This window comes from Candidatus Pelagibacter sp. HIMB123, assembly GCF_052048195.1.
Taxonomy (GTDB): Bacteria; Pseudomonadota; Alphaproteobacteria; order Pelagibacterales; family Pelagibacteraceae; genus Pelagibacter.
Genome location: NZ_JBNAIL010000025.1, coordinates 13,218 through 34,356 on the forward strand (window position 1 = coordinate 13,218; position 21,139 = coordinate 34,356).

Annotated in this window: 27 protein-coding genes; 12 read left to right on the forward strand and 15 right to left on the reverse strand. The window is 29.9% G+C overall.

The window, feature by feature from the left end:
- The first annotated feature begins 4 nt into the window (after positions 1-4).
- The 5 genes from ACTTBL_RS05860 to ACTTBL_RS05880 are packed head-to-tail and all read left to right on the forward strand — an operon-like array spanning position 5 to position 6,051.
- A complete protein-coding gene (locus ACTTBL_RS05860; protein WP_440644007.1) occupies positions 5-1,177 on the forward strand; it encodes a mandelate racemase/muconate lactonizing enzyme family protein in 1,173 nt (390 codons plus the stop codon).
- Positions 1,170-2,081, forward strand: coding sequence for an SMP-30/gluconolactonase/LRE family protein (locus ACTTBL_RS05865; protein ID WP_440644008.1), 912 nt, complete (start codon positions 1,170-1,172; stop codon positions 2,079-2,081). Before ACTTBL_RS05860 ends, ACTTBL_RS05865 begins: the two co-directional genes overlap by 8 nt.
- On the forward strand, positions 2,056-4,746 hold the full coding sequence (gene ppc / locus ACTTBL_RS05870) for a phosphoenolpyruvate carboxylase (RefSeq protein ID WP_440644009.1): 2,691 nt from the start codon (positions 2,056-2,058) through the stop codon (positions 4,744-4,746). Before ACTTBL_RS05865 ends, ppc begins: the two co-directional genes overlap by 26 nt.
- Positions 4,747-5,454, forward strand: a complete 708-nt coding sequence (locus tag ACTTBL_RS05875) for a cytochrome c biogenesis CcdA family protein (RefSeq protein WP_440644010.1) — start codon at positions 4,747-4,749, stop codon at positions 5,452-5,454.
- Between the two features lie 9 nt (positions 5,455-5,463).
- On the forward strand, positions 5,464-6,051 hold the full coding sequence (locus ACTTBL_RS05880) for an FMN-dependent NADH-azoreductase (RefSeq protein WP_440644011.1): 588 nt from the start codon (positions 5,464-5,466) through the stop codon (positions 6,049-6,051).
- On the opposite strand, the gene ACTTBL_RS05885 is transcribed toward ACTTBL_RS05880, so the two are convergent.
- A complete protein-coding gene (locus ACTTBL_RS05885) occupies positions 6,041-7,144 on the reverse strand; it encodes a TauD/TfdA family dioxygenase (RefSeq protein WP_440644012.1) in 1,104 nt (367 codons plus the stop codon). The two genes, ACTTBL_RS05880 and ACTTBL_RS05885, sit on opposite strands and share 11 nt — an antisense overlap.
- Before the next feature lie 67 nt (positions 7,145-7,211).
- On the opposite strand from ACTTBL_RS05885, the gene ACTTBL_RS05890 reads away from it, so the two are divergent.
- Genes ACTTBL_RS05890 through ACTTBL_RS05900 form a run of 3 tightly spaced genes read left to right on the forward strand, consistent with a single transcriptional unit; the run spans position 7,212 to position 8,951 of the window.
- Positions 7,212-8,018: an inositol monophosphatase family protein gene (locus tag ACTTBL_RS05890; RefSeq protein WP_440644013.1), complete on the forward strand. Its 807-nt coding sequence runs from the start codon at positions 7,212-7,214 to the stop codon at positions 8,016-8,018.
- Complete coding sequence (locus ACTTBL_RS05895) at positions 8,015-8,578, forward strand: DUF924 family protein (protein ID WP_440644014.1); 564 nt, start codon at positions 8,015-8,017, stop codon at positions 8,576-8,578. Before ACTTBL_RS05890 ends, ACTTBL_RS05895 begins: the two co-directional genes overlap by 4 nt.
- A 1-nt stretch (position 8,579) precedes the next feature.
- Entirely contained in the window at positions 8,580-8,951 is a 372-nt protein-coding gene (locus ACTTBL_RS05900) for a DUF952 domain-containing protein (protein ID WP_440644015.1), read from the forward strand.
- Here the strand turns inward: ACTTBL_RS05900 and ACTTBL_RS05905 are convergent.
- From ACTTBL_RS05905 to ACTTBL_RS05930, 6 genes are all read right to left on the reverse strand, one after another.
- Positions 8,930-9,265, reverse strand: a complete 336-nt coding sequence (locus ACTTBL_RS05905) for an SMR family transporter (RefSeq protein WP_440644016.1) — start codon at positions 9,263-9,265, stop codon at positions 8,930-8,932. The genes ACTTBL_RS05900 and ACTTBL_RS05905 overlap by 22 nt on opposite strands.
- A gap of 2 nt (positions 9,266-9,267) precedes the next feature.
- Positions 9,268-9,600 (reverse strand): DMT family transporter, encoded by a 333-nt coding sequence (locus ACTTBL_RS05910; protein ID WP_440644017.1) that lies wholly within the window; start codon positions 9,598-9,600, stop codon positions 9,268-9,270.
- A 38-nt stretch (positions 9,601-9,638) separates the two neighbouring features.
- A complete protein-coding gene (locus ACTTBL_RS05915) occupies positions 9,639-9,959 on the reverse strand; it encodes a nuclear transport factor 2 family protein (protein ID WP_075505086.1) in 321 nt (106 codons plus the stop codon).
- A 13-nt stretch (positions 9,960-9,972) separates the two neighbouring features.
- The gene (locus ACTTBL_RS05920; RefSeq protein WP_075505087.1) at positions 9,973-10,296 is read right to left on the reverse strand and encodes a GYD domain-containing protein; all 324 of its coding nucleotides are present in this window, start codon (positions 10,294-10,296) and stop codon (positions 9,973-9,975) included.
- Positions 10,297-10,369: 73 nt separating this feature from the next.
- On the reverse strand, positions 10,370-10,651 hold the full coding sequence (locus ACTTBL_RS05925) for a hypothetical protein (RefSeq protein ID WP_440644018.1): 282 nt from the start codon (positions 10,649-10,651) through the stop codon (positions 10,370-10,372).
- Positions 10,652-10,661: 10 nt separating this feature from the next.
- Positions 10,662-11,090: a hypothetical protein gene (locus ACTTBL_RS05930; protein ID WP_440644019.1), complete on the reverse strand. Its 429-nt coding sequence runs from the start codon at positions 11,088-11,090 to the stop codon at positions 10,662-10,664.
- Between the two features lie 163 nt (positions 11,091-11,253).
- Between ACTTBL_RS05930 and ACTTBL_RS05935 the strand changes: the two genes are divergently transcribed.
- Positions 11,254-11,670, forward strand: coding sequence for a hypothetical protein (locus ACTTBL_RS05935; RefSeq protein ID WP_440614185.1), 417 nt, complete (start codon positions 11,254-11,256; stop codon positions 11,668-11,670).
- Here the strand turns inward: ACTTBL_RS05935 and ACTTBL_RS05940 are convergent.
- Entirely contained in the window at positions 11,667-12,668 is a 1,002-nt protein-coding gene (locus ACTTBL_RS05940) for a cysteine synthase A (RefSeq protein WP_440644020.1), read from the reverse strand. The genes ACTTBL_RS05935 and ACTTBL_RS05940 overlap by 4 nt on opposite strands.
- Complete coding sequence (gene epsC, locus ACTTBL_RS05945; RefSeq protein WP_440644021.1) at positions 12,661-13,245, reverse strand: serine O-acetyltransferase EpsC; 585 nt, start codon at positions 13,243-13,245, stop codon at positions 12,661-12,663. Before epsC ends, ACTTBL_RS05940 begins: the two co-directional genes overlap by 8 nt.
- A gap of 74 nt (positions 13,246-13,319) precedes the next feature.
- On the opposite strand from epsC, the gene ACTTBL_RS05950 reads away from it, so the two are divergent.
- Genes ACTTBL_RS05950 through ACTTBL_RS05960 form a run of 3 tightly spaced genes read left to right on the forward strand, consistent with a single transcriptional unit; the run spans position 13,320 to position 15,100 of the window.
- Positions 13,320-13,730, forward strand: a complete 411-nt coding sequence (locus ACTTBL_RS05950; RefSeq protein ID WP_023854069.1) for a VOC family protein — start codon at positions 13,320-13,322, stop codon at positions 13,728-13,730.
- Between the two features lie 12 nt (positions 13,731-13,742).
- Positions 13,743-14,348, forward strand: coding sequence for a LysE/ArgO family amino acid transporter (locus ACTTBL_RS05955; protein WP_440644022.1), 606 nt, complete (start codon positions 13,743-13,745; stop codon positions 14,346-14,348).
- Positions 14,345-15,100, forward strand: coding sequence for an alpha/beta fold hydrolase (locus tag ACTTBL_RS05960; RefSeq protein WP_440644023.1), 756 nt, complete (start codon positions 14,345-14,347; stop codon positions 15,098-15,100). The genes ACTTBL_RS05955 and ACTTBL_RS05960 overlap by 4 nt, the downstream gene beginning before the upstream one ends.
- Here the strand turns inward: ACTTBL_RS05960 and ACTTBL_RS05965 are convergent.
- The 6 genes from ACTTBL_RS05965 to ACTTBL_RS05990 form a co-directional block, all read right to left on the reverse strand.
- Positions 15,087-15,749: an HAD-IA family hydrolase gene (locus ACTTBL_RS05965; protein ID WP_440644024.1), complete on the reverse strand. Its 663-nt coding sequence runs from the start codon at positions 15,747-15,749 to the stop codon at positions 15,087-15,089. The genes ACTTBL_RS05960 and ACTTBL_RS05965 overlap by 14 nt on opposite strands.
- Entirely contained in the window at positions 15,746-16,627 is an 882-nt protein-coding gene (locus ACTTBL_RS05970) for a carbohydrate ABC transporter permease (RefSeq protein WP_075536005.1), read from the reverse strand. Before ACTTBL_RS05970 ends, ACTTBL_RS05965 begins: the two co-directional genes overlap by 4 nt.
- A gap of 2 nt (positions 16,628-16,629) precedes the next feature.
- On the reverse strand, positions 16,630-17,658 hold the full coding sequence (locus tag ACTTBL_RS05975) for a carbohydrate ABC transporter permease (RefSeq protein ID WP_440644025.1): 1,029 nt from the start codon (positions 17,656-17,658) through the stop codon (positions 16,630-16,632).
- A 50-nt stretch (positions 17,659-17,708) separates the two neighbouring features.
- Complete coding sequence (locus ACTTBL_RS05980; RefSeq protein WP_075536007.1) at positions 17,709-18,929, reverse strand: ABC transporter substrate-binding protein; 1,221 nt, start codon at positions 18,927-18,929, stop codon at positions 17,709-17,711.
- Between the two features lie 85 nt (positions 18,930-19,014).
- A complete protein-coding gene (locus ACTTBL_RS05985; RefSeq protein ID WP_440644026.1) occupies positions 19,015-20,142 on the reverse strand; it encodes a cobalamin-independent methionine synthase II family protein in 1,128 nt (375 codons plus the stop codon).
- A 3-nt stretch (positions 20,143-20,145) separates the two neighbouring features.
- Positions 20,146-21,139 (reverse strand): ester cyclase (locus ACTTBL_RS05990; protein ID WP_440644027.1); only part of this gene is annotated, 994 nt, incomplete at its 5' end.

Sequence of the window (21,139 nt, forward strand, 5' to 3'; positions counted from 1 at the left end):
AATTGTGAAAATAACTTCTATTAAAAGTCATGTACTTAGATATGAGTTAGAAAAAGAACTTGGTTATTCACAACAGTATTATAAACATCGTACAGCTCATCTTGTTGAAGTTCAAACAGATGAAGGAATAACAGGTTGGGGTGAATGTTTTGGTCCTGGAAATATAGCTTTAGCGAATAAGTTTATTGTTGAAAAGGTTATACAGCCTTTAGTAATTGGTGAAGATCCTTTAAACAAAGAACATATCTGGCAAAAAGTATACAACCTTTTAAGAGATAGTGGTCAAAAGGGCATGCCAATTCAAGCATTATCAGGAGTGGATATTGCTTTATGGGATATCCTTGGAAAGAAAACAAATGCTCCTCTTTATCAACTTGTTGGTGGTAAATGTAATAATGAAGTTCCAGTGTATGGATATGGAATGATGTTACAAAAAAAATCAGTTGATGAATTGATTGCCTTGTTCAAAGAAGAATCTAAGCAAATAAAATCAAAAAATTTCAAAGCCATGAAAATGAAAGTTGGATTAGGTCCAAACGAAGATTTAAAGTTGGTTCAAGCCGTAAGAGACACTGTTGGAAAAGACTTTAAATTAATGGTTGATGCAAATCACGCTTATAATTTGAAAGATGCTCTTTATGTTGGAAAAGGTTTAGATGAGCTAGATATTTATTGGTTTGAAGAACCTGTGGCTCCTGAAGATTATGAGGGTTATAGAGAATTGAAACAAAAAATCTCTACTAGCATTGCAGGTGGAGAAGCTGAATTTACTAAATATGGCTGGAATAAATTAGTATCAAATAAATGTATTGATATAGCTCAACCAGAGGTTTGTGGACTTGGCGGAATTACGGAGTATTTAAAAATTGCAGCATTAGCGCAAGCAAATTTTATACCAGTTATTAATCATGTATGGGGCTCTGCAGTGAGTATTGCAGTTAACCTCCATTTGTTGACAGCACAACCAGATATGCCAGGTGGATTATTTCCATCTAAATCTATGCTCGAGTTTGATACAACAGAAAAAAATATTTTTATCACAGATTTGCCTAAAGAAGAATTTTCAATTTTAGACCAAGTTAAAAACAATGATGGTTTTGCATCAGTAACAGATAATGTAGGTATTGGAATTAATCCTGATGAAGATTTTATAAAGGAGTTTGAAGTAAATGAATAAAATAAAAACCTCAGAACCAAAACCTCTTTGGAAAATAAGATGTACTTTAGGTGAAGGAACATTATGGGTTGGTGAACATAATTCAATTTATTTTGTAGATATAAAAAAAAAGAAAATTTGTTCTTTTAATATTAAAAATAAAAAAAAGAAAATTTTTAAAGTAAATAAAGAAATTGGGTTTATCGTTCATATCAAAGATCATATTTTTATTTTAGGTCTTCAGGGCGAATTAAGAATTCAAAATCTAAAATCAAAAAAAATTTTAAAATCAATTAAGATAGAACCAAACTTGAAGCTAAATAGAATTAATGATGGAAAAACAGATCCTGCAGGAAATCTTTGGTTTGGTACTATGGATAACTTAGAGCGAAAAATTGAAAAAGGTTCTTTGTATAAACTAGATAAAAATTTTAAATTAATAAAAGTTGATAAAAATTATAGAATTACTAATGGACCAGCATTTATTGATCAGTATAATTTTTATCATACGGATAGTCCAAAAAAAACTATCTATAAAATTAAAATAAATAAAAATAATAAAATAGTTAGCAAAAAAATATTTAAAAAATTATCACCCGAAGAGGGTTCACCAGATGGAATGACCTTAGATAAAAATAAAAATTTATGGGTAGCTCATTTCCATGGCGCATGTATTTCTGTTTTTAACAAAAAAGCAAAATTAATTCATAGAATTCAGTTTCCTGCAAAAAATATTACTAATTGTGCATTTGGAGGTAAAAATACTAAAGAACTTTACGTTTCAACAGCAACAAAAGGTATGAGCAAAGCAGATTTGCGAAAATTTAGATATTCAGGATTCTTTTTTAGTGTAAAAACAAATGCAAAAGGAGTTTTACAAAAAAAATTTATATTAAGTAATGAAGAAAAGAGATCTTTACTATGAGCGAATACCCACAAAGCTTTTAAGAGAAGATATTAGATTATTAGGAACATTCTTAGGAAGAGTAATTAAAGATCAAGAGGGATCAGCTTTTTTTAAAATTGTTGAAAGACTAAGATTACTATCCAAAAACACATTACTAGATAAAAACAAGAGTAAAGTTTTCTCAAAAATATCAAAAGAAGTAAAAAAACTTTCGCCAGAAAAAATTTTTAAAATCACAAGGGCTTTTTCGCACATCCTTAATTTGATGAATTTAGCTGAGTCTTTAGATGCATCTAGAAAATTAAATGAATATGAAAATCCATATTTTAAAAGCAAAAATCAAAATTTATTTATTGAGGATATTATTGAAGGACTTTTCAAAAATAAAAATATCTCAAATAATAAAATTTATGATTTGGCAACCAAGCTAGATATTGGGATAGTTCTTACCGCTCATCCAACAGAGGTTAAAAGAAGAACTTTAATTCAAAAATACGCAAATTTAATATCAATTATGGAGCAAAGACACCTCTATAAAAAATATCCCTCAAAAATTATAGAATTAGATAGAAAACTATATTCAGAAATAGCAATTATTTGGAAAACTGATGAACTAAAAAGAACTAAACCCTCTCCATTGGATGAAGCAAAATGGGGTCTGGCTGTAATTGAGGATAGTTTGTGGGATACTATTCCTAAGGTTTATAAAAGATTAAACGATATTTTTAGAAAAAATTTAAACAAAGATTTGCCTAGAAATTTTAATCCTATTCAATTTGGTTCATGGATGGGTGGAGACAGAGATGGAAATCCAAATGTAACTTCAGAGGTAACTAAGAAAGTAATTTTATTTTCTAGATGGCAAGCTGCAAAACTGTACGAGAAAGAACTTACTCAATTAATTCAAGATTTATCCATGGAGGAATGTTCTTCTGCAATCAGTAGAGTTACTGGAAAAAGTTTTGAACCATATAGAGTTTATTTAAGACCATTAAGAGACAAAGTAAGAAATACTCATCAATTAATAGAAGCACACTTAAATTTAAACAAGCCTTTAGACGAAAAAAAATTACTCCAAGATAAATACGAAATTATTAACCCTTTGAGAGAAGTAAGAAGTTCTCTCAATCAAAACAAAGGTCAACATATTGCAAATGCTGATTTACTAGACTTAATTAGAAGAGTTAGATGTTTTGGAATAAATCTTGCAAGATTAGATATCAGACAAGAGTCTGATCGACATGAAAAACTTTTAAATGAAATCTTTAAAAAGAAAAATAAAATAAATTATTCCTCTCTAAGTGAAAGTGAAAAAATAAAACTTTTAAATAAAAATATTAAACAAGGAAAATCTTTTGTAGATAAAATAAATATTCGAGATAAAGAAAACAAAGAAGTATGGAATACTTTTAAACAAATTGCTAAAGAACCAACCCAATGTCTTGGTGCTTATGTAATATCGATGACATCCACAGCATCTGATATTTTATCTGTTTATTTTTTACAAATGCAGGCACAAACAAAAAATTTGTTAAGAGTTGTTCCACTTTTTGAAACTCTGGATGATTTAAAAAATGCTAACGGTGTTATGACAAACTTGTTCAAACTTTCATGGTACAGAAAAATGATTAAGTCAAAACAGGAAGTCATGATTGGATATTCAGACTCCAGTAAAGATGCTGGAAAATTGTCTGCAAGTTGGCATCAATACAAACTTCAAGAAGAGCTTAGAAATTTAGCTAAAAAATATAAAATAGATCTTGTTTTCTTTCACGGCAGAGGTGGATCTCCAGGAAGAGGAGGTGGTCCAATACAGGCTACTTTAAAATCACAACCTTCCGGTACAGTTAACGGAAAAATTAGAATTACTGATCAAGGAGAAGTAATTCAGCAAAAGTATGGCTATAAACCTTTAGCTGAGTACAATTTATGTAGCTATATAGGAGCTGTGATGGATGCTTCTTTAAATCCTCCACCAAGATCAAAAACTAATTGGCGTGAATTAATTCAAAAAATGTCAGAGATTTCTACATCTTCATATAGAAAATATTTAAATCAAAGCGAGGATTTTATTCGTTACTTCAAAACTGTTACACCTCATAAATCACTAGGAAAACTTGCAATTGGATCAAGACCAACCAAAAGAAAGAATGTTGATAATATTCAAAGTTTAAGAGCTATTCCTTGGGTATTTGCTTGGACACAAATTAGATTAATGTTACCCGCTTGGCTTGGGACAACTGAGGCATTGAGATATGGTTCAATCAAAAAGTTTAAAAGAACAATGACAGACATGGAAAGAAATTGGCCATACTTTGTATCAACGATGGATATTCTAGATATGGTAATTTCTAAGGTGGATCCAGAAATATCAGTTATTTATGAAAATAATTTAGCTGATACCTCATTAAAAAGAATTGGTAAAAAATTAAGATTTCAGTTTGAGGCACTGGTCAAATTGCACAATAAAATTACACCTAAAGAAGTGGTAAAAGAGAGAAAAGAATTTAGAAAAGCCTTATTTATAAGAAATAATTATACAGAAATGTTAAATATACTGCAGGCAAATGTAATGAATAAATTAACAAATAAAAAATATAAAAATTTAGATAAAAAATTTCTTGAGGATGCTTTAATGACATCGATTGCAGGTATTTCTGCAGCAATGAAAAATACTGGATAAATGTTTGAATACTTAATTGCTTTTGGAGCAGGACTTATAAGTTTTTTGTCTCCATGTGTTCTACCTTTAATACCTGGATATATTTCTTATATCTCTGGTCAATCATTACAAGAAATTTTAAATCAAAAAAAAATCAATTTTTTTCCATTAATTTTATTTTGTTTAGGATTCTCAACTGTATTTGTTCTTTTAGGTGCATCAGCATCTTTATTGGGACAGGCGCTACTACAAAATTCAGAGGTATTAAGAATTTCAGCAGGAGTAATTATTATAATTTTTTCTCTTCAATTAATTGGAATTATTAATATTCCATACTTAAATTTTGAAAAAAGGTTTGATGCAAAAGAATCAAGAAATATTCTTTTTCCATATGTTATAGGTGTTGCTTTTGGTTTTGGCTGGACACCATGTATTGGTCCAATTTTAGGTTCAATTTTAGCTTTAGCATCTATTGAAGAAACTTTATCAAGAGCTTTAATATTGTTAATTTCCTATTCATTAGGTCTTGCTATTCCATTTGTTTTATCTGGATACTTGATTCAAAGATTTTTGTTATTTTCTAAAAATTTTAAGAAAAATATTAATTTAATATCAAAAATTGGTGGAATAACTCTATTGGTTACAGGTATTTTAATTTTAACCAATCAATTACAAGCTATTGGTTTTTATATCATTGAAATCTTTCCTTTTATGCAAAAATTCGGATAAAAGGTATTTATGAAAATTTATCAAATAGACTCCAGTGCTCGAAAAAAAGGCTCTACCTCTAGAGCTTTAGCAAAAAAACTCTTAGATAAAATTAAAAAGCCTGGTGATGAAGTTATTTATAGAGATTTAGATGATGAGATGCTCTTTGTAAGTGGGCTTACAGAATCTGGAATGAATATAGATGAAAAAGATCAAACAGAAGAACATAAAAAAATGTTTGAACTTTCTGATAAACTTGTAAAGGAATTGAAAGAGAGTGATGTCATAATAATTTCGGCTCCAATTTATAATTATGGTCCTCCAGCAACACTTAAAGCTTGGTCAGATTTAGCTGCAAGAATAGGGGAAACCTTTAAATTTAAACCTAATGGTAGAAGAGAAGGGTTATTAAAAAATAAAAAAGCATATCTTGTAATCACTTCTGGTGGAACAAAACTAAACAGCTCAGAAGATTTTTTAACGCCTTGGTTAAAATTTATTTTAAATTTTTTTGGAATTGAAAAAGTTGAAGTTATAAGCGCTGATCAAATGGCTTTAGATTATGAAAAATCTATCAGAGATGCTGAAGCTCAAATAGAAAATATTTCTATAGATTAAACTTTCTTTTTAAGTGTCTTAATTTTCCTTCGGTACTATCGTAGTCTATATAGCAACCTTGTAAAAATCTTTCACCTTCGTTAGCATCATAAACTGTCCGTCCATGGAGCAACCTGTGATTATCCATCATCATTAAATCTTTTGGAGCAAGTTTAAATTCTATTCTATATTTTTCTGAATTGTACATTTCAGACAGTTTTTTTCTTGCTTGATAGTATAAATCTAATTCTTCTTTATCTAAGATTGGAACAAAATCTAATCTTGGACTAAATCTTACTTGTTTAAAATTTTTATGCTCATCTAATTCAATTAAAGGACATAAAGATTCTAAAATTACTTCTTTATCAATAAATTTAAATCTTACTTTTACTTCTGTTAAGATTTTATAATAATCAGGATAACTTTTCTTTAAATCTTCAGTGACAGTATATCCATCAACCAATGTAGAATATCCTCCTGAAACTTTACTCTCTATACAATGTAAAAGTTGGATACATGGGACAGGGTTTCGATATGGATTATCTGTATGAGGTGCAAGAGCTAAAGAAGTATATGCAAGGTCATTAGGGTCAGGTTTTGATTTAACATCAAAATATTCCCCAAAGTTAGTACGTCTTACACTGCCAATTGAGTTTGCAAATTCAACAATATAATTTTTAGTTGTTGGTATATTTTTAATTACAACAAATCCAAACTTATAGAAAGAAACGAGCAAGTCATGCATCTCTTTACTTTCATAAAAATTTTCTTGGTATTCAAAATTTTTTATATTTTTTAAAGTTGAGTTCCATTTAGTTTTTTCAATAGATCTAATTACAATATCTTCTTTAGAAAATTCAGAAGCAATTTTATCAATTTCAAGTTTTGAATTAACGCCATCATTAAAATCAACCTCTAGATATTTTTCATTAAGGTTTACTTTATTTATTGAGATATCATTACTTAAAAAGGTAGGATCAAAAAGTCTTTGCTGAGTTCCTTTATCTAAATACTCCTCACCATTAACTCTTTCTCGCAACCAGAATGGGTGAATTTCTTTTTTTTCAGACCCATTATTAAAATAAACCTTATTTTCAATTAGCTCAATTTTCATAATAGCAAGCTAAGGATTATTTAAAATTTAACTTTAATCAACATAAATTAAATAGTAAGAGTTCATTGTGAAAAAATTTGATACAAAAAAATATCCAATATATGCAAGCTTTTTAAATCAACTTGCCAAAGATTTAACTAAGTTTTATTACGCTAAGTTAGATAAGCCATTCAAGATAGTTAACAAGTTGAAAGGCAGAGGTTACGATCCTGTAACAACATCTGACAAAGCATTTGAAAAATTCATAAGATCTAAAATTTCAAAAAAATTCCCAAATCATCAAATTATAGGGGAGGAATACGGTCATAAAAATACTAAGAGTGAGTTTTCATGGGTGATTGATCCAATTGATGGAACTAGATCATATGTTGTGGGTAATCCTAGTTGGAGCAATCTTATTTCACTTAACTATAATGGAGAGCCTGTTTTAGGATTAGCAAATTTTCCTAAAATGAGAAAATATTACTTAAACCTAAATAAAAATTCTGCCTATGTCTTCGAGAATAATAAAAAAAGAAAATTAAAAATTAATACTAAGCTAAATTTTACAAACGCAAAACTAGCAGCTGCATTTCATCACCACTTATCTTTGAAACAACAATTAAAAATTAAAAAGTTTATAAAAAGAATGCAATTTCCTTGTTTTGATGCTTTGACATATTGTCAATTGGCAGAGGGTAGAATTGAAATAGTTGCTCAATGTGCAAATAAAATTTGGGATATTCATCCATTGATACCAATTGTTAGAGCGGCAGGAGCAATAATAACTACCTGGGATAATAAAAACCCTGTGTTAGGTGGAAATATACTTGTTTCTAACAACAAACAAAATCATCAAAAAGTTTTAAAATTATTAAAGCCAGTAGCTAAATGATTCCAGAAAGATCACAAGTAATTTTAGATTTCTGGTTTAAAGAAACTCCTTCTGAAATGCGTTTCAAAAAAGATGAAAAGTTTGATCAAAAAATTAAAGATAATTTTTTAAAAGATTATGAACTTGCTTGTCAAAATGAATATGATGATTGGCAGGATAATCCTATGAGCTGTCTTGCGTTAGTAATTTTATTTGATCAGTTTTCAAGAAATATGTTTAGAAATGATAAAAAAGCTTTTGCTCAAGATCAAAAGACTAGATTGATTGTAAATGATGCTGTCTATTCAGGTTATTTAGAAGCTATGAATGTAAATCAAAGATTTTTTATGTTGTTACCTTTAATTCATAGCGAGGAAATCAGCGATCATGAAATGGCATATTACTTATTAAATAAATATTTAAGAGAGCACGAAGGATACAATGAAATAAAAAAATTTTGGCAAGATCATACAAAAGCAATCAGACAATTTCACAGATATCCTCATAGAAATGAAATTTTAGGAAGAGAGTCTACCGAAGAAGAATTAGAATTCTTAAAAGGTCCAAATTCTTCTTGGTAAAATGAATTTAGAATTTATTTTCAAAGTTATTGATAAAGATGAGTGGCAAAAGGCCAAAAAATCTGGAATTTATGGTGGGTCAGAAAAAGATCTTAAAGATGGTTATATTCACTTTTCAGAAGAGGATCAGGTAGAGGAAACTTTAAATAAACATTACCCCAAAAAAGAAAATCTAGTCTTGTTAAGAGTAAATGCTTTTAAGCTTGAACATTTATTGTGGGAGCAGGCATCTAATGGAGATATGTATCCTCATTTATATTCACCTTTAGATACTAGTACAGTTGTTAATGAATATGAGCTACCATTGAATGAAGATGGAAGACATGAGCTTCCAGAGATTTTAAAAAAATATCAGTTTAGTCGTCCAAGATAATTAACCATTATTACACCAATAATAATTAAAATAATTCCAATTATTCCATAAATATTAGGTACTTGATTAAATTTTAATACTGCAAAAAGAACAACACCAGTTACAGTTAACCCGCTATATGTTGCGTAAGCAAAACCAACAGGAAGAGCGTGCATTGCTTTTGCAATTGAAAACATCGTAATACACATGAATAAAATACATAAAACCGAAGGAGTTAGTTTTGTAAATCCTTCTGAGATTTTAGCTAAACTATTTGATGCAATACCAAAAGATATACCAATAGCTAAAAATAAATATCCAAACAGTGGTTTCATAATTATTGTTTCCCTAATAAATTTACCATCAAAACTCCGATTACTATCAATATTAAACCAATTATTGAATATAAATTCGGAACTTGATTATATTTAATTATCCCAACTATAACTGTAGCAATTATAGTTAGTCCAGCAAATGAAGCATAAGTGATACCCATTGGAATATTTTTCATCACTAATGAAAGTGCATACATGCACAATACAATTGTAATTGCGGTAATTATACTTGGAAAGAGAAGAGTAAAACCTTCAGCACTTTTGGCAAAACTATTTGAGGTAACTCCTAAGAATACAGCAACACCTAGGAACAAGTATGAAGTAGCGAGACTCATTTAATAATATTAAATGAAATCCCGCTAAATATATATAATTATTTAGGCATTGGAGTAGCACCAGTTTCTAAACTAACAATTTTTCCATTGTCATATTTATAAACTGCCATTACAGCCTCAACATTTCCATCGTTAAATGTAACAAAAGCATGATGAATTCCAACTTCATCATTCTCGTAAACAATTCTAACTTTATCTTGATTAATGTCACCACTCATTGCCCATTTGATAACATCACCTTTTGTTAAAACATTTCCTGATTTATGCATCGTAAATTTAAAATCATCATGCAAAAGCTCATTCATCGCTGCTTCGTCTTTATTTTTTAGTGCAGCACTATATTTTTCTAAGATAGACATTTATTCCTTTCGTTTATTCACCTGGTTTTTTAAAGTTTTTTCCAGCATCTGCAGCTTTGTTGAAAGTTTTATTGTAATCAAATACTTCATGAATCATAATATCTTCCATTAAACCTGCATTCATAATCGCAACTTTCATTCCAAGAACACTTTCGTAATCTCCTTCAATAACATTGATTACATCAAATCTTCCTCGAACCCACTCATAACTATGAAACTTTACTCCAACAGTATCACAAATAGCTTTAATCGCTGCTCCTCTATCTGCATTTGGATCGCTCTGCATTCTTTTTGCAAGATCACGACTGATCTTTCCAATAATATAAAATTTAGACATTTTTTCTCCTGTTGCTTAATTTAACAATTAAAGTCTAACAGAGATAATCCGACATGTGGAGTCTCTGTTATTTTTATACTTTAGCTAACTCGTAAATTTCATAACTATCCATAACTTCATCAAATACAGGTTTTGAAACTGGATTTGATCCATCCATAAATGAATGAAGTGCTGCCATATCATGAACTACAATTTTAAACATTACTGTTGATTTATCAGGTGAAACACTAGCTATTGTTTTAGTAACATCAGCTACTTTTTTTCTTTCAGCCATACCCTCATCTGATTGCATAAAGCCCATAAATTTTTCAAAGGCTCCTTCTTTTAGTTTTCCTACTACTAATATATCTTTCATTTTTCTCCTTTTATTTTATTGTAACAACAGTTGTTCCAGGAAAAGTGTATCCCACAACGTAACTGAATAGCATTTGTTGAAATTCTTGTATCATTGACCATTTACTTCCAAGTTCTTGGTGATTTTGGTAACCAGCAGGATTTTCATAATACTCAGTTAAAATAAAATACATATTTCCAGTCATACCTTGTGAAGGATCTGCAGGATTATTCCATTCAGGTCCTTTGATAACTGAATATGAATTTAATTTTTTTTCACCGGTCATTGGATGAGTTTCTTTCATCCATTTATGGTGCGTTTTCAACATTTCCTCAACTTTAGCAACATCACTAGCTGGAACTTTCAAAGTAATAGCAAAAGCATTTGCTTTTGCATGGCCGTCAGCGTTAGCAATTGTAGTAAATAAACTAAGCACCAAAACTATTATTATTTTTTTCATATTATCTTTCTTTTTAGTTATTAATTATAAGTAATCGAAGACTGTTACATATTCATGACAAAGTCTCTCGTGTTTTTAACGCGCGTCAGTTATGCAATTAAGGAGCACAAAAATTGCTGATTATGTTGTTTTATCTGATGATAAAATTTGATAGGGTTTTAAAATGATCGAAAAATTTAATGGAATTTTTTATTTAATTGTATTTTTAGTACATTTTATTGTTTTTGCTGTTTATGCATATCAAACCGTTTTCGCTACAAAGAAATTTTTAGATAAGTTCGGTATTGATGATACTGGTGCTGGAATGACCAGATTTTTTGGTTCTTTGTTTATAGGTGCTGTTGCAATGGCAATATGGGTTGGCTTTATTAGACCTGATGGTCTTCAAGGAACATGGGCATTTTTTAATTTAGTGTTTTTACAAAACCTTTCAGCTTTTATTGTTGGTATTTATAATATTAAAATCAATAAGCTCGGTCACACACCACAAACATCTAATGAAGGAATTATTGCACCAGGTATTCTAACTTTGTTAAGTGCAATACTTTGTTACGGATTAGCTGATAAAATTTATATCTAAAACCAATTAGGTACTGGTAGACCTTTTTCTTCTAGAAATTTTTTATTGAACATCTTAGTTGCGTACTTATCACTTCTATCACAAAGAATTGTTACAATATTTTTACCAGGTCCTAATTCTTTACCCATTCTTATTGCGCCAGCGATATTGATACCGCAACTAGTACCTAAGCTTAGACCTTCATTTTGAATTAAATCATAAAGTATAGGTAATGCTTCATGATCATCAATTGAATAGGCATCATCAATCTTAGCCTCACCAAAGTTAGCTGTTACTCTACTTGAACCAATTCCTTCAGTAATTGATCCTCCTTCTGACTTTAGTTCACCATTTTTAATGTAATTATAAAGAGCTGATCCCTTTGGATCAGATAAGTAAATTTTTATATCTTTGTTTTTTTCTTTAAGAGCATTACTTACACCAGAAATAGTTCCTCCAGTTCCAGAAGAACATACAAAGCCATCAACTTTACCCTCAGTTTGTTCCCAAATTTCTTGTCCTGTCCCTTCGTAATGACCTTTGGCATTTGCTGTGTTATCAAACTGGTTAGCCCATATGACACCGTTATTATTTGTTGGTCTTAATTCATCTGCAAGTCTCGCTGCTACTTTAACAAAATTGTTATCATCTTTATAAGGTTTAGGCGGCACTAATCTTAATTCAGCTCCAAGATTTCTTAATAAATCTTTTTTTTCTTGAGTTTGATTGTCATTCATTACGATGATTGTTTTATAACCTAAGGAATTTCCTAATAGACCTAAACCAATCCCAGTGTTACCAGCTGTTCCTTCAACAACAGTTCCACCTTTGGCAATTAATTTTTTTTCTTGAGCATCTTTAATTAATGCAAGTGCAGCTCTATCTTTAACTGATCCTCCTGGATTTAAAAATTCTGCTTTTCCATAAATGTTACATCCAGTAATTTCTGAAGCAGCTCTTAGTTTGATTAGCGGGGTGTTTCCTATTCCTGAAATAAAATCGTTTTGTGTATTATTCATTATCTGATTTTTTATCACTGTCAGGTGTAATACCATAAGGTTTAAATTCGCTATCAGCTATTCCAACTCTTCTTGCTGGAATTCCAACCATCACAGCATTTTCTTCAACATCTTTAGTGATTACTGCATTAGCTCCAATTCTTGCACCTCTACCAACTACTACTGGTCCTAAAACTTGTGCACCTGAACCAATTACCACATCCTCTTTTATAGTAGGATGTCTTTTAGTATTACGTTGATCGTTGGAATTTATACTTGGAGCAATTCCACCTAATGTAACCATATGATAAATAGTTACATTATCACCAATTTCAGATGTTTCTCCAATCACAACTCCCATTCCATGATCTATAAATAAATTTTTTCCAATTTTTGCATTTGGATGAATTTCAATTCCAGTTAAGAATCTTGAAAATTGAGAAATGATTCTTGCAATCAAATAAAATTTTGCAGTACTAAAAAAGTTTGCTATTCTGTGAAAGAATACTGCTTTAACACCTGGATAAGTTAAAATTAAACTTAGTTTAGATTTTGCCGCAGGATCTCTATCAATTATTGATTGTAAAAAATCACTCATTATTAATTTATTTTAAGAATTGTTTTAAAATCAGGCTTTATATAGTGATTAAATTCATATATTAAAGGTTTATTATGTACAAAAACACAAATTGTTTTCATTTAGCTATACCTTGTGGTGATTTAGAAGTAGCAAAAAAATTTTACAGTGAAACTTTAGGATGTAGATTAGATAATTCAGCACAAGAATGGGCTGATGTAGATTTTTGGGGTAATGAGCTAACTCTTCATAAGAGCGATCATAAACTAGATAATGAGAGACATGATGTAGACATGGGAAATGTTTCTGTCCCTCATTTTGGTGTTCACTTATCTAGAAAAGACTTTGATGCTTTAAAACAAAGATTAAAAGATAGTGGAACCAAGTATTACGATGAACCTTATTTGAGATTTAAAGGAACAAAATACGAGCAAGAAACTTTCTTCGTTAAAGACCCAAACGAAAATATTCTAGAAATCAAAACATTAACAGCAAATCCAGAGTAAACTTAAAGCCTAATGGAATACCTGGTATTAGGCTTCTTTACTGGGATTAGCTTAATCTTAGCTATAGGTGCCCAGAATATTTTTGTTATTGAGCAAGGTTTAAAAAAACAACACATATTTATTGTTTGCTTAATATGCTCAATATCAGATTTGATATTAATTTTTTTGGGTATTTTTCTTTTCCATTATTTTAATCAATATTTTAACTCTTTAATTGAATTAATTTTAAATTTATTTTTAATTTTATTTTTAATTCACTTTATTTTAAAAAAAATAAAATCTCATTATTCTGATATTAATTTTAGTACTGAGCCAAATAATATTTCAAAATTAAATATTGTATTTAAAACTTTAGGATTTACATATTTAAATCCACATGTTTATTCTGATACAGTTTTTTTTCTTGGAAATTTTTCAAAAAATTATTTACTTAACCAAAAAATTTTATTTGGGATAGGTGCGTCTATAGCATCATTTTTATTTTTTTTTATATTAGGATATTTATCTAATTATTTATCGAAGTATGCTAATAGTAAAAAAATTTGGAAAGTAATTAATATTTTTATTATATGTTTTATGTCTATTTTAACTTTATTCATTATTAAGGAAATATTATGAGCAATATTTACGTAGATGATTTAGGCGAAGGGTTTCCTTTTGTTTTAGTTCATGGCTATCTAGGCTCATCTGAAATGTGGACTTTTCAAAAAGAATTTTTTTCAAAAGATTATCGTGTGATTACCCCAGCTCTCCCAGGATTTGGAGAAAGTCATAATGTAAAATCTTTAGATTCTATTAATAAAATGGCTAAAGAAGTTATAAATGTATTAGATCAAAAAAAGATCGATAAATTCAATTTAATTGGTCATTCAATGGGAGGAATGATTGTTCAAGAAATTACTAAATTGATTGGGGATAGAGTTAATAAATTAATTTGTTTTGCAACAGGATCCATTGGAGATATCCCGGGGAGATTTGAGACTATGGAGGAAACAAGGGAAAAACTTAAAAAAGAAGGTACGCAACTCTCTTTTTCTAGAGTGCCTCATAAGTGGTTTGTAAAAGGTGATAAGGACAAAAATTATTTCCTTTGTGAAAATGCTGTTAAAAATGTTTCATTAGAAGCTGCTGATAATGCATTACTAGCAATGAAAAATTGGAGAGGTAAAGAAAATTTAAAAAATATAAAAAATGACACCCTTATAATATGGGGCGATAAAGATACTTCATACAATTTTGATCAAGTTGATACACTTAGTAAAAACATTAAAAATAGCCGTTTAGAAATATTTAAAGATTGTGCTCATAATGTTCACTTAGAACAGCCTGATCAGTTTAATAATTTGGTAAAAGAATTTATCTCAAAATAATATTTTTATTAAGCTGATAAACTTTTTTATAAGCTCCGATAAATTTTTTTGAAGAATGAAATTTTCCAGGAAAAATTATACATTTTATTTTAGCTCGCCTAGCTGAATTTAAACTTTCTTGAGAATCCTCAATTGCTACACAGTCATTAGCTTTAAGCTTAAGTTTTTTAAGTGCTAATAAGTATATATCTGGGTTGGGTTTGTATTTTTTTACTAATTTTGCATTCCCTATAAAGTTAAAATCTCTTTTATTAATTGAATTTCTTAAACAATATAAGATTGCATTTATATTGTTTAACGATGTAGATGAAACAAATGCAATTTTTATATTTTCTTTTTTGCATAAAGAAATTAAATTTTTAACACCTGGCCTTAATTTAAGATGATTTTTTTTAAGATAATTATTAAAGAATTTAGTCTTTAAATTTCTTAAATATACTGAATTAACTTCAATTTTTTTCTTTTTAGCATATCTTGCAATTCTATCTTTGCCACCTGATTTGATTAATAAATTTTGATACTCACTTTTGGTCCAATTCCAATCGAGTCCATATTGTTTGAATGCTTTATTGAATGACTTTCTCTGAATTTCTGAAGTTTCAACAATAGATCCAATAGAACCAAAAAGTAATGCTTTATAATATTTCAACCTTTCACAGCTCCAGCAGTTAAACCACTAATAACCTGTCTTTGAAAAAACATAACAAGCATAAATAAAGGTGCAGTAGCAGATACAACCGCAGAAACTGCCCACATTAAATTTCCTTCATGCTGATTTGTACCTAAATAACTTTGTATTTTTGGAACCATGGTATGATTTTCTTGATTAAGAAGTAATGCTGTTACGGTAAAATCATTATAAGCTAACATTAAACTAAATAAACCTGCTGTAATTACTCCAGGCCACATCACAGGCATAATAATATGTCTGAAAGCTTGAAAATAAGAACAACCATCTATTAAAGCACTTTCATCAAGTTCTTTAGGAACAGTTTTGAAAAATGAATAAAGCAGCCACAAAGTAAAAGGTTGATTTATAGCAACCAAAACAACAATTGTAGTTGGAAGAATTCCCCAAATCTGCAATTCAAAGAAAGGAAATAGATATCCTGATACTAAAGTTATATGTGGCATAGCTCTAAAAATTAAAGCTGCCATTAAAATCCAAAAAGCATATTTCTCAGTTGATCTTGAAAGAGCGTATGCTCCTAAAGTTCCTAAAAACAAAGAAATACTTACAACAAATACTGTAACTATAATTGTATTTTTTGATGCTTTCCAAAATTCACCTTCAGTCCAAGCTTGTGTATAAGCATTGGTTGTAAATTGTCCGCCAGTTTCAATTAAGGTATTAAATGCTGATATTGCATACCACCAATCAGATCTTGAAAAGAAATCAGCTCTTACTTTAAATGATCCCCAAAAAGTCCAAATAAAAGGAAAACAAGCAATCAACAACCAGGTGATTATAAAAATAGTGTTAAAAGTTTTTAAACGAGTTGATTTTGTATCTAGTCCATAATCCATAATTATCTCGCTGTTTTAAATTCTTTCCAAGTTCTAATTAACACTGGTGCTAGCAGGATAGCTATACCAATAATAGTCATCATTGAAGTAGCTGCAGCAGAACCAAACAATATCACTTCCTCATTAACTAAATTGTCATAGATTAACCAAGATAAAGATTGCGCACTTCCCTCAGCACTAAACCCTATAATGGGTTCAAATACTCTAAAGTTGTCCATTAAAGAGATCAAAGCTACAAATGTAACGACAGGATAAATATGCGGTAAAACTATGTGTTTAATTCTTTGAAATCTTGAAGCACCATCTATAATTGCTGCTTCAATTGGTTCTTGAGGAACTGTTTGAAGTGCAGCATAAAAAACCACAAAGGCAAAAGGGGAGTGATGCCAAATACCATAAATAATAATTGTTATCCATGTTAATGTTTTTGATGATTTAAGTGATAAATAAGGATCATTCATTAAATTTTGAATATTTGCTCCAATTATACCCTGAGAATCTATCATCCAAAATAATACTAATGATCCAACCAACGGTGTAACAATCATCGGTAAAATTGTACCAAAGATTAAAGGCCCCCTAATTTTTCTAGTAACTGCATTTAAGCTTAATGCAATAATAAATCCTAAGAGGAGTACATTAGGTGTAACAAACAAACAATAAGTTAAAGTAAATATCAAAGCTTTATAAAAGGGTAGATTAGTTACCTGGTCTACAAAAGCGCCAAAACTTTCAGTTTCATTCCAAAATTTTTTTATTTCATCAACTGCTAAATGATTTCGATCAGTATAAGTGCCAAAACCATTAAATTTTCCTAGAGGCTTTGCTTCTCTAATTTTCGAGGTTTCTTCGTTATCAACGACAATTGAAACGGTACATCCAAAAGGGTCACATTTTTTAACTTCTTTTACTACTTGATCATGTTGTGCGTAAAAGGATTGAATGCCGGTAGATATAATTGGTAACCCAATAAACAGGATCATTGCTAAACCTGTAGGTAAAAAAAACCAGAAAAAAGTTTTATTAGGCATTTAAATATTGATTAAGTGGGGAGCAAGTCCCCACTTATAAGTTTTAGATTTTATAGAAAGCCTTGTTCTTTAGCTTTACTAATGTAAGCAGCTTCAACATCTTTCAATGCTTGTTCAGCTGACTCTTTACCTTGTAAAAACTCAACAATCTCACTTCCTAATGCACCATGCATTAAACCCATTTGCGGTAACATTGGATATGGTTTTGCTCCCATTTTTACAGCTTCGATAACACCAATAGATTTTGGTCCTGGTACAAACCCTTCTACTAACCAAACGGCTTGATCAGCAGCGTCAGCAACCATCTTTTTATTTGATGCTGCATGCGCTAAAGCTCTAAATGTTGCCTCAGCATCTGCATCAGGTCTGTTTTTTGCAAGTGTGAAACCATCCCACCATAATGTAGCAGCTGGAATATTTCCTCCACCTACAGTAGCAGGTCCAGTTAATTTAGTTGCTTTAGTAATGTTAGGATCACCTTCATCATCTAAAAGTGTTCCTGATCTAGATGCCCATAATGTCATCAATGCAACATTACCAGATTCCCATTCTACTTTAATTGCTTCACTATCATGAGTTAAGTAATCAGGGTTACTCAATTCAGATAATTTTTTTAACATATTTAAAGTAGCAACGCCTTTAGCATTATTAATATTAGGCTCTGCACTTCCAGATTTAAAGAATTCACCACCGTGACCAATAAACATGTTCACAAATTCTTCTGCTAAATTCCAACCAGCTTTGTATGCAGCTGCGTAAGGATATTGCATTTTACCTGAAGCTCTAATTTTTTCAGATGCTGCAACTACTTCCTCATAAGTTTTTGGAATAGCTATACCAAGGTCTTTCAAAACATCTTCTCTGTAATACAAATGTTGAGTATTAGCCATAAACGCTACAGCCATTACTTTTCCATCGATTGTAATTAATTGAGAATCTTGAATTCCTTTTCCATATTTTTTAACAAGATCATCTAATGGTCTAATTAAATCTTGGTTCATCAAAGGAACGATTGAACTATTTGCTGCAATTCTTGCTGAAAACTCAGATGGATTTGCAGTTAAAGCTGGCACAGCGATTTTATTATGCTCAGATGAGTGAGTCACTTTAAAATCAGCACTTCCTTTACATTGTTTAGAAGTTTCAACGAAAGTTCTTAATGCAGGAAAATCATTTGCCAAAATATTTATTGAACCACTTTTAATGTTACAATCTGCAAATGCAGAAGTTCCAAAAAGTAGAAACAATAAAGTAACTAGTATTTTTCTCATATGTTTTCTCTCTATTTTTTTGTTGTTAAATTATAATTTACGTTTGAAAACTATATCTACTCCCGAAATAGAATAAAAGTGATAATTAAATCACTTTTGACGCAAGTTCCGCACCTCTTACAAGAGCCTCAAGTTTTTTATAAACTATATTTTCGTCTACATTACCAAAGCCAGCAAAGGTACTAAACCCACAGTCAGTCCCAGCTAGTAATTGTTCAGCATCAATGACCTTAGAAAAGGTTAAAATTCTATTCTTTACAACTTCGGGATGTTCTACAAAGTTTGTTGTAGAATCTATTACACCTGGGGCAATTATTTTGTCTTTTGGAATTTTTAAATTTTGAAAAATTTGCCACTCATGAGAATGTCTTGGATTAGAAGACTCAATTAGATAAGTCTGTACATTAGCTTTCAACGCAATTGGCATTATCTTTTCTAACGGGATATCATGTAGATGAGGTCCTTCATAATTTCCCCAACAGATATGTAGTCTTATACTAGAGCTGTCGATATTTTTAATAGCATTATTTAGACATTCTATTTGTTTTTCAGCTCTAATTAAAAATTCAGTTTCTGATAAATCTTTAAAAGTCATATGTCTAGCAAGAGCCAAATCTGGACAATCTAACTGGAGTTTTAATCCATTTGAGGTGATTTCTTCATACTCATCCTTCATAAGGTTGGATAAATTTTCTAAATATTCATCATCATTTTTATAAAATTTATTTGGTAAGAAAGCAGAAATAACCCCAGGAGAAGCAGCGTTCATAAAACCATCTTTATGATTATTTTTTTCTAATGCTTGTTTAAAATTATTAATATCTTTTGTTAGTGAAGTTTTGTCTTTGATTTTTAATTCGCTTGTACAACATGGTCTTGTATAAGTAGGAGTACCGCCTGTTCTTGCAATTCTTTCTTTGAAAGAAGGAAAGTCATCTAAATCTTTTGGTGCTTTTCTCTCACTCTCACCAGAAAATCCATCAATTCTATCCTTAACATAAGTAGCATAACTAATCTTAGACATTTCACCATCGCTAATATAATCAATTCCAACCTCGATTTGTTTTTTAACAATGTTGTTAACATCTTTTTGAACAATCTTATCAAATTGATTAAAATCTATTTGTTCTTTTTGATCTTTTTTAAATAAGAGTTCAGATAATTCATTTGATCTAGGTAAACTTCCTACATGTGTTGTTTTAATTTTGCTCATAATTTATTTCATTAAAATTTGTTTCCAAATTGCAACCTCATCAAATAAAACCCATTCTCTTATAACATTACTATCAACTATTTCTGAATGGTTTATCCCCATTATGAAAATATTTTTATTTGATTTTTCACCAAATTCTTCAGTATCTTTAGAATGACTACCTTCTAAAAACCATCTTATTGATGCTTTGGGATTTTTATCTGGTTCTTCTAAATAACCAACATGTTCTATTGAAAACTTTATATCATTAAATGTATTTTTTAAATTATTCCAAAATTTGACAATATCCTCTCTTCCATGTCCAATTTTATTTCCAGGCCAATAGATAGTTGCAGCTCTTGCATAATCAGAAAAATCATAATTATTTTTAAAGATATTTTTCAATATTTTTGAGTATTTACCCCCAGCTGAGTCATCAGGCACAACGCTTTGTTTATAATCTGATTTCATCTCAGCGCTTGAATTGAATAATTGTTGTGCTTTGTCGGCGCCTCCTTCTTTATCAATAATCATTTGGGCAAATTCTTTTGGTTTAAATCCTAGTTGTCTTACCATTGCACCTTGATCACGGACAATCCATTCATCATAGACTTGATTATTTTTGCAAGCACAATCAGCAATTACTCTATAGTAAATATCTTTACCGGTTGGTTTACCATATGATCCATCACCAAGATGTGTTCCTTTACTTAAAATTCTATGAGATGAATGATAACCCACATCATCATTTCCATTCCAGATCACATCTTCACCAAGCAACTGTCTGTTAGGAAATTCTTTTAAGGTTGCATAAGTTGCATCAATTACAGGTTTGTTTCCATAAGTAACTCCAAATGGAGATCTAACAGGAATATTATCAGTGTAAAATTGAGCAATAGACTCAACATCTTTGTTTTCCCAAATTTGTTTAGTTATTTTAAGTATGTAATCAGGAAAATTTTTATACTTTGGATCAAACCCTTTCATTAGATTTGGTGAAAAATCAAATAAAAATATT

Excerpts from the sequence above, each read along its gene's own strand:
- ACTTBL_RS05865 (WP_440644008.1), top strand. The coding sequence starts at position 1,170 with ATGAATAAAATAAAAACCTCAGAACCAAAACCTCTTTGGAAAATAAGA.
- ppc (WP_440644009.1), top strand. The coding sequence starts at position 2,056 with ATGAAGAAAAGAGATCTTTACTATGAGCGAATACCCACAAAGCTTTTA.
- ACTTBL_RS05875 (WP_440644010.1), top strand. The coding sequence starts at position 4,747 with ATGTTTGAATACTTAATTGCTTTTGGAGCAGGACTTATAAGTTTTTTG.
- ACTTBL_RS05880 (WP_440644011.1), top strand. The coding sequence starts at position 5,464 with ATGAAAATTTATCAAATAGACTCCAGTGCTCGAAAAAAAGGCTCTACC.
- ACTTBL_RS05885 (WP_440644012.1), bottom strand. The coding sequence starts at position 7,144 with ATGAAAATTGAGCTAATTGAAAATAAGGTTTATTTTAATAATGGGTCT.
- ACTTBL_RS05895 (WP_440644014.1), top strand. The coding sequence starts at position 8,015 with ATGATTCCAGAAAGATCACAAGTAATTTTAGATTTCTGGTTTAAAGAA.
- ACTTBL_RS05900 (WP_440644015.1), top strand. The coding sequence starts at position 8,580 with ATGAATTTAGAATTTATTTTCAAAGTTATTGATAAAGATGAGTGGCAA.
- ACTTBL_RS05905 (WP_440644016.1), bottom strand. The coding sequence starts at position 9,265 with ATGAAACCACTGTTTGGATATTTATTTTTAGCTATTGGTATATCTTTT.
- ACTTBL_RS05910 (WP_440644017.1), bottom strand. The coding sequence starts at position 9,600 with ATGAGTCTCGCTACTTCATACTTGTTCCTAGGTGTTGCTGTATTCTTA.
- ACTTBL_RS05915 (WP_075505086.1), bottom strand. The coding sequence starts at position 9,959 with ATGTCTATCTTAGAAAAATATAGTGCTGCACTAAAAAATAAAGACGAA.
- ACTTBL_RS05920 (WP_075505087.1), bottom strand. The coding sequence starts at position 10,296 with ATGTCTAAATTTTATATTATTGGAAAGATCAGTCGTGATCTTGCAAAA.
- ACTTBL_RS05925 (WP_440644018.1), bottom strand. The coding sequence starts at position 10,651 with ATGAAAGATATATTAGTAGTAGGAAAACTAAAAGAAGGAGCCTTTGAA.
- ACTTBL_RS05930 (WP_440644019.1), bottom strand. The coding sequence starts at position 11,090 with ATGAAAAAAATAATAATAGTTTTGGTGCTTAGTTTATTTACTACAATT.
- ACTTBL_RS05935 (WP_440614185.1), top strand. The coding sequence starts at position 11,254 with ATGATCGAAAAATTTAATGGAATTTTTTATTTAATTGTATTTTTAGTA.
- ACTTBL_RS05940 (WP_440644020.1), bottom strand. The coding sequence starts at position 12,668 with ATGAATAATACACAAAACGATTTTATTTCAGGAATAGGAAACACCCCG.
- epsC (WP_440644021.1), bottom strand. The coding sequence starts at position 13,245 with ATGAGTGATTTTTTACAATCAATAATTGATAGAGATCCTGCGGCAAAA.
- ACTTBL_RS05950 (WP_023854069.1), top strand. The coding sequence starts at position 13,320 with ATGTACAAAAACACAAATTGTTTTCATTTAGCTATACCTTGTGGTGAT.
- ACTTBL_RS05955 (WP_440644022.1), top strand. The coding sequence starts at position 13,743 with ATGGAATACCTGGTATTAGGCTTCTTTACTGGGATTAGCTTAATCTTA.
- ACTTBL_RS05960 (WP_440644023.1), top strand. The coding sequence starts at position 14,345 with ATGAGCAATATTTACGTAGATGATTTAGGCGAAGGGTTTCCTTTTGTT.
- ACTTBL_RS05970 (WP_075536005.1), bottom strand. The coding sequence starts at position 16,627 with ATGGATTATGGACTAGATACAAAATCAACTCGTTTAAAAACTTTTAAC.
- ACTTBL_RS05975 (WP_440644025.1), bottom strand. The coding sequence starts at position 17,658 with ATGCCTAATAAAACTTTTTTCTGGTTTTTTTTACCTACAGGTTTAGCA.
- ACTTBL_RS05980 (WP_075536007.1), bottom strand. The coding sequence starts at position 18,929 with ATGAGAAAAATACTAGTTACTTTATTGTTTCTACTTTTTGGAACTTCT.
- ACTTBL_RS05985 (WP_440644026.1), bottom strand. The coding sequence starts at position 20,142 with ATGAGCAAAATTAAAACAACACATGTAGGAAGTTTACCTAGATCAAAT.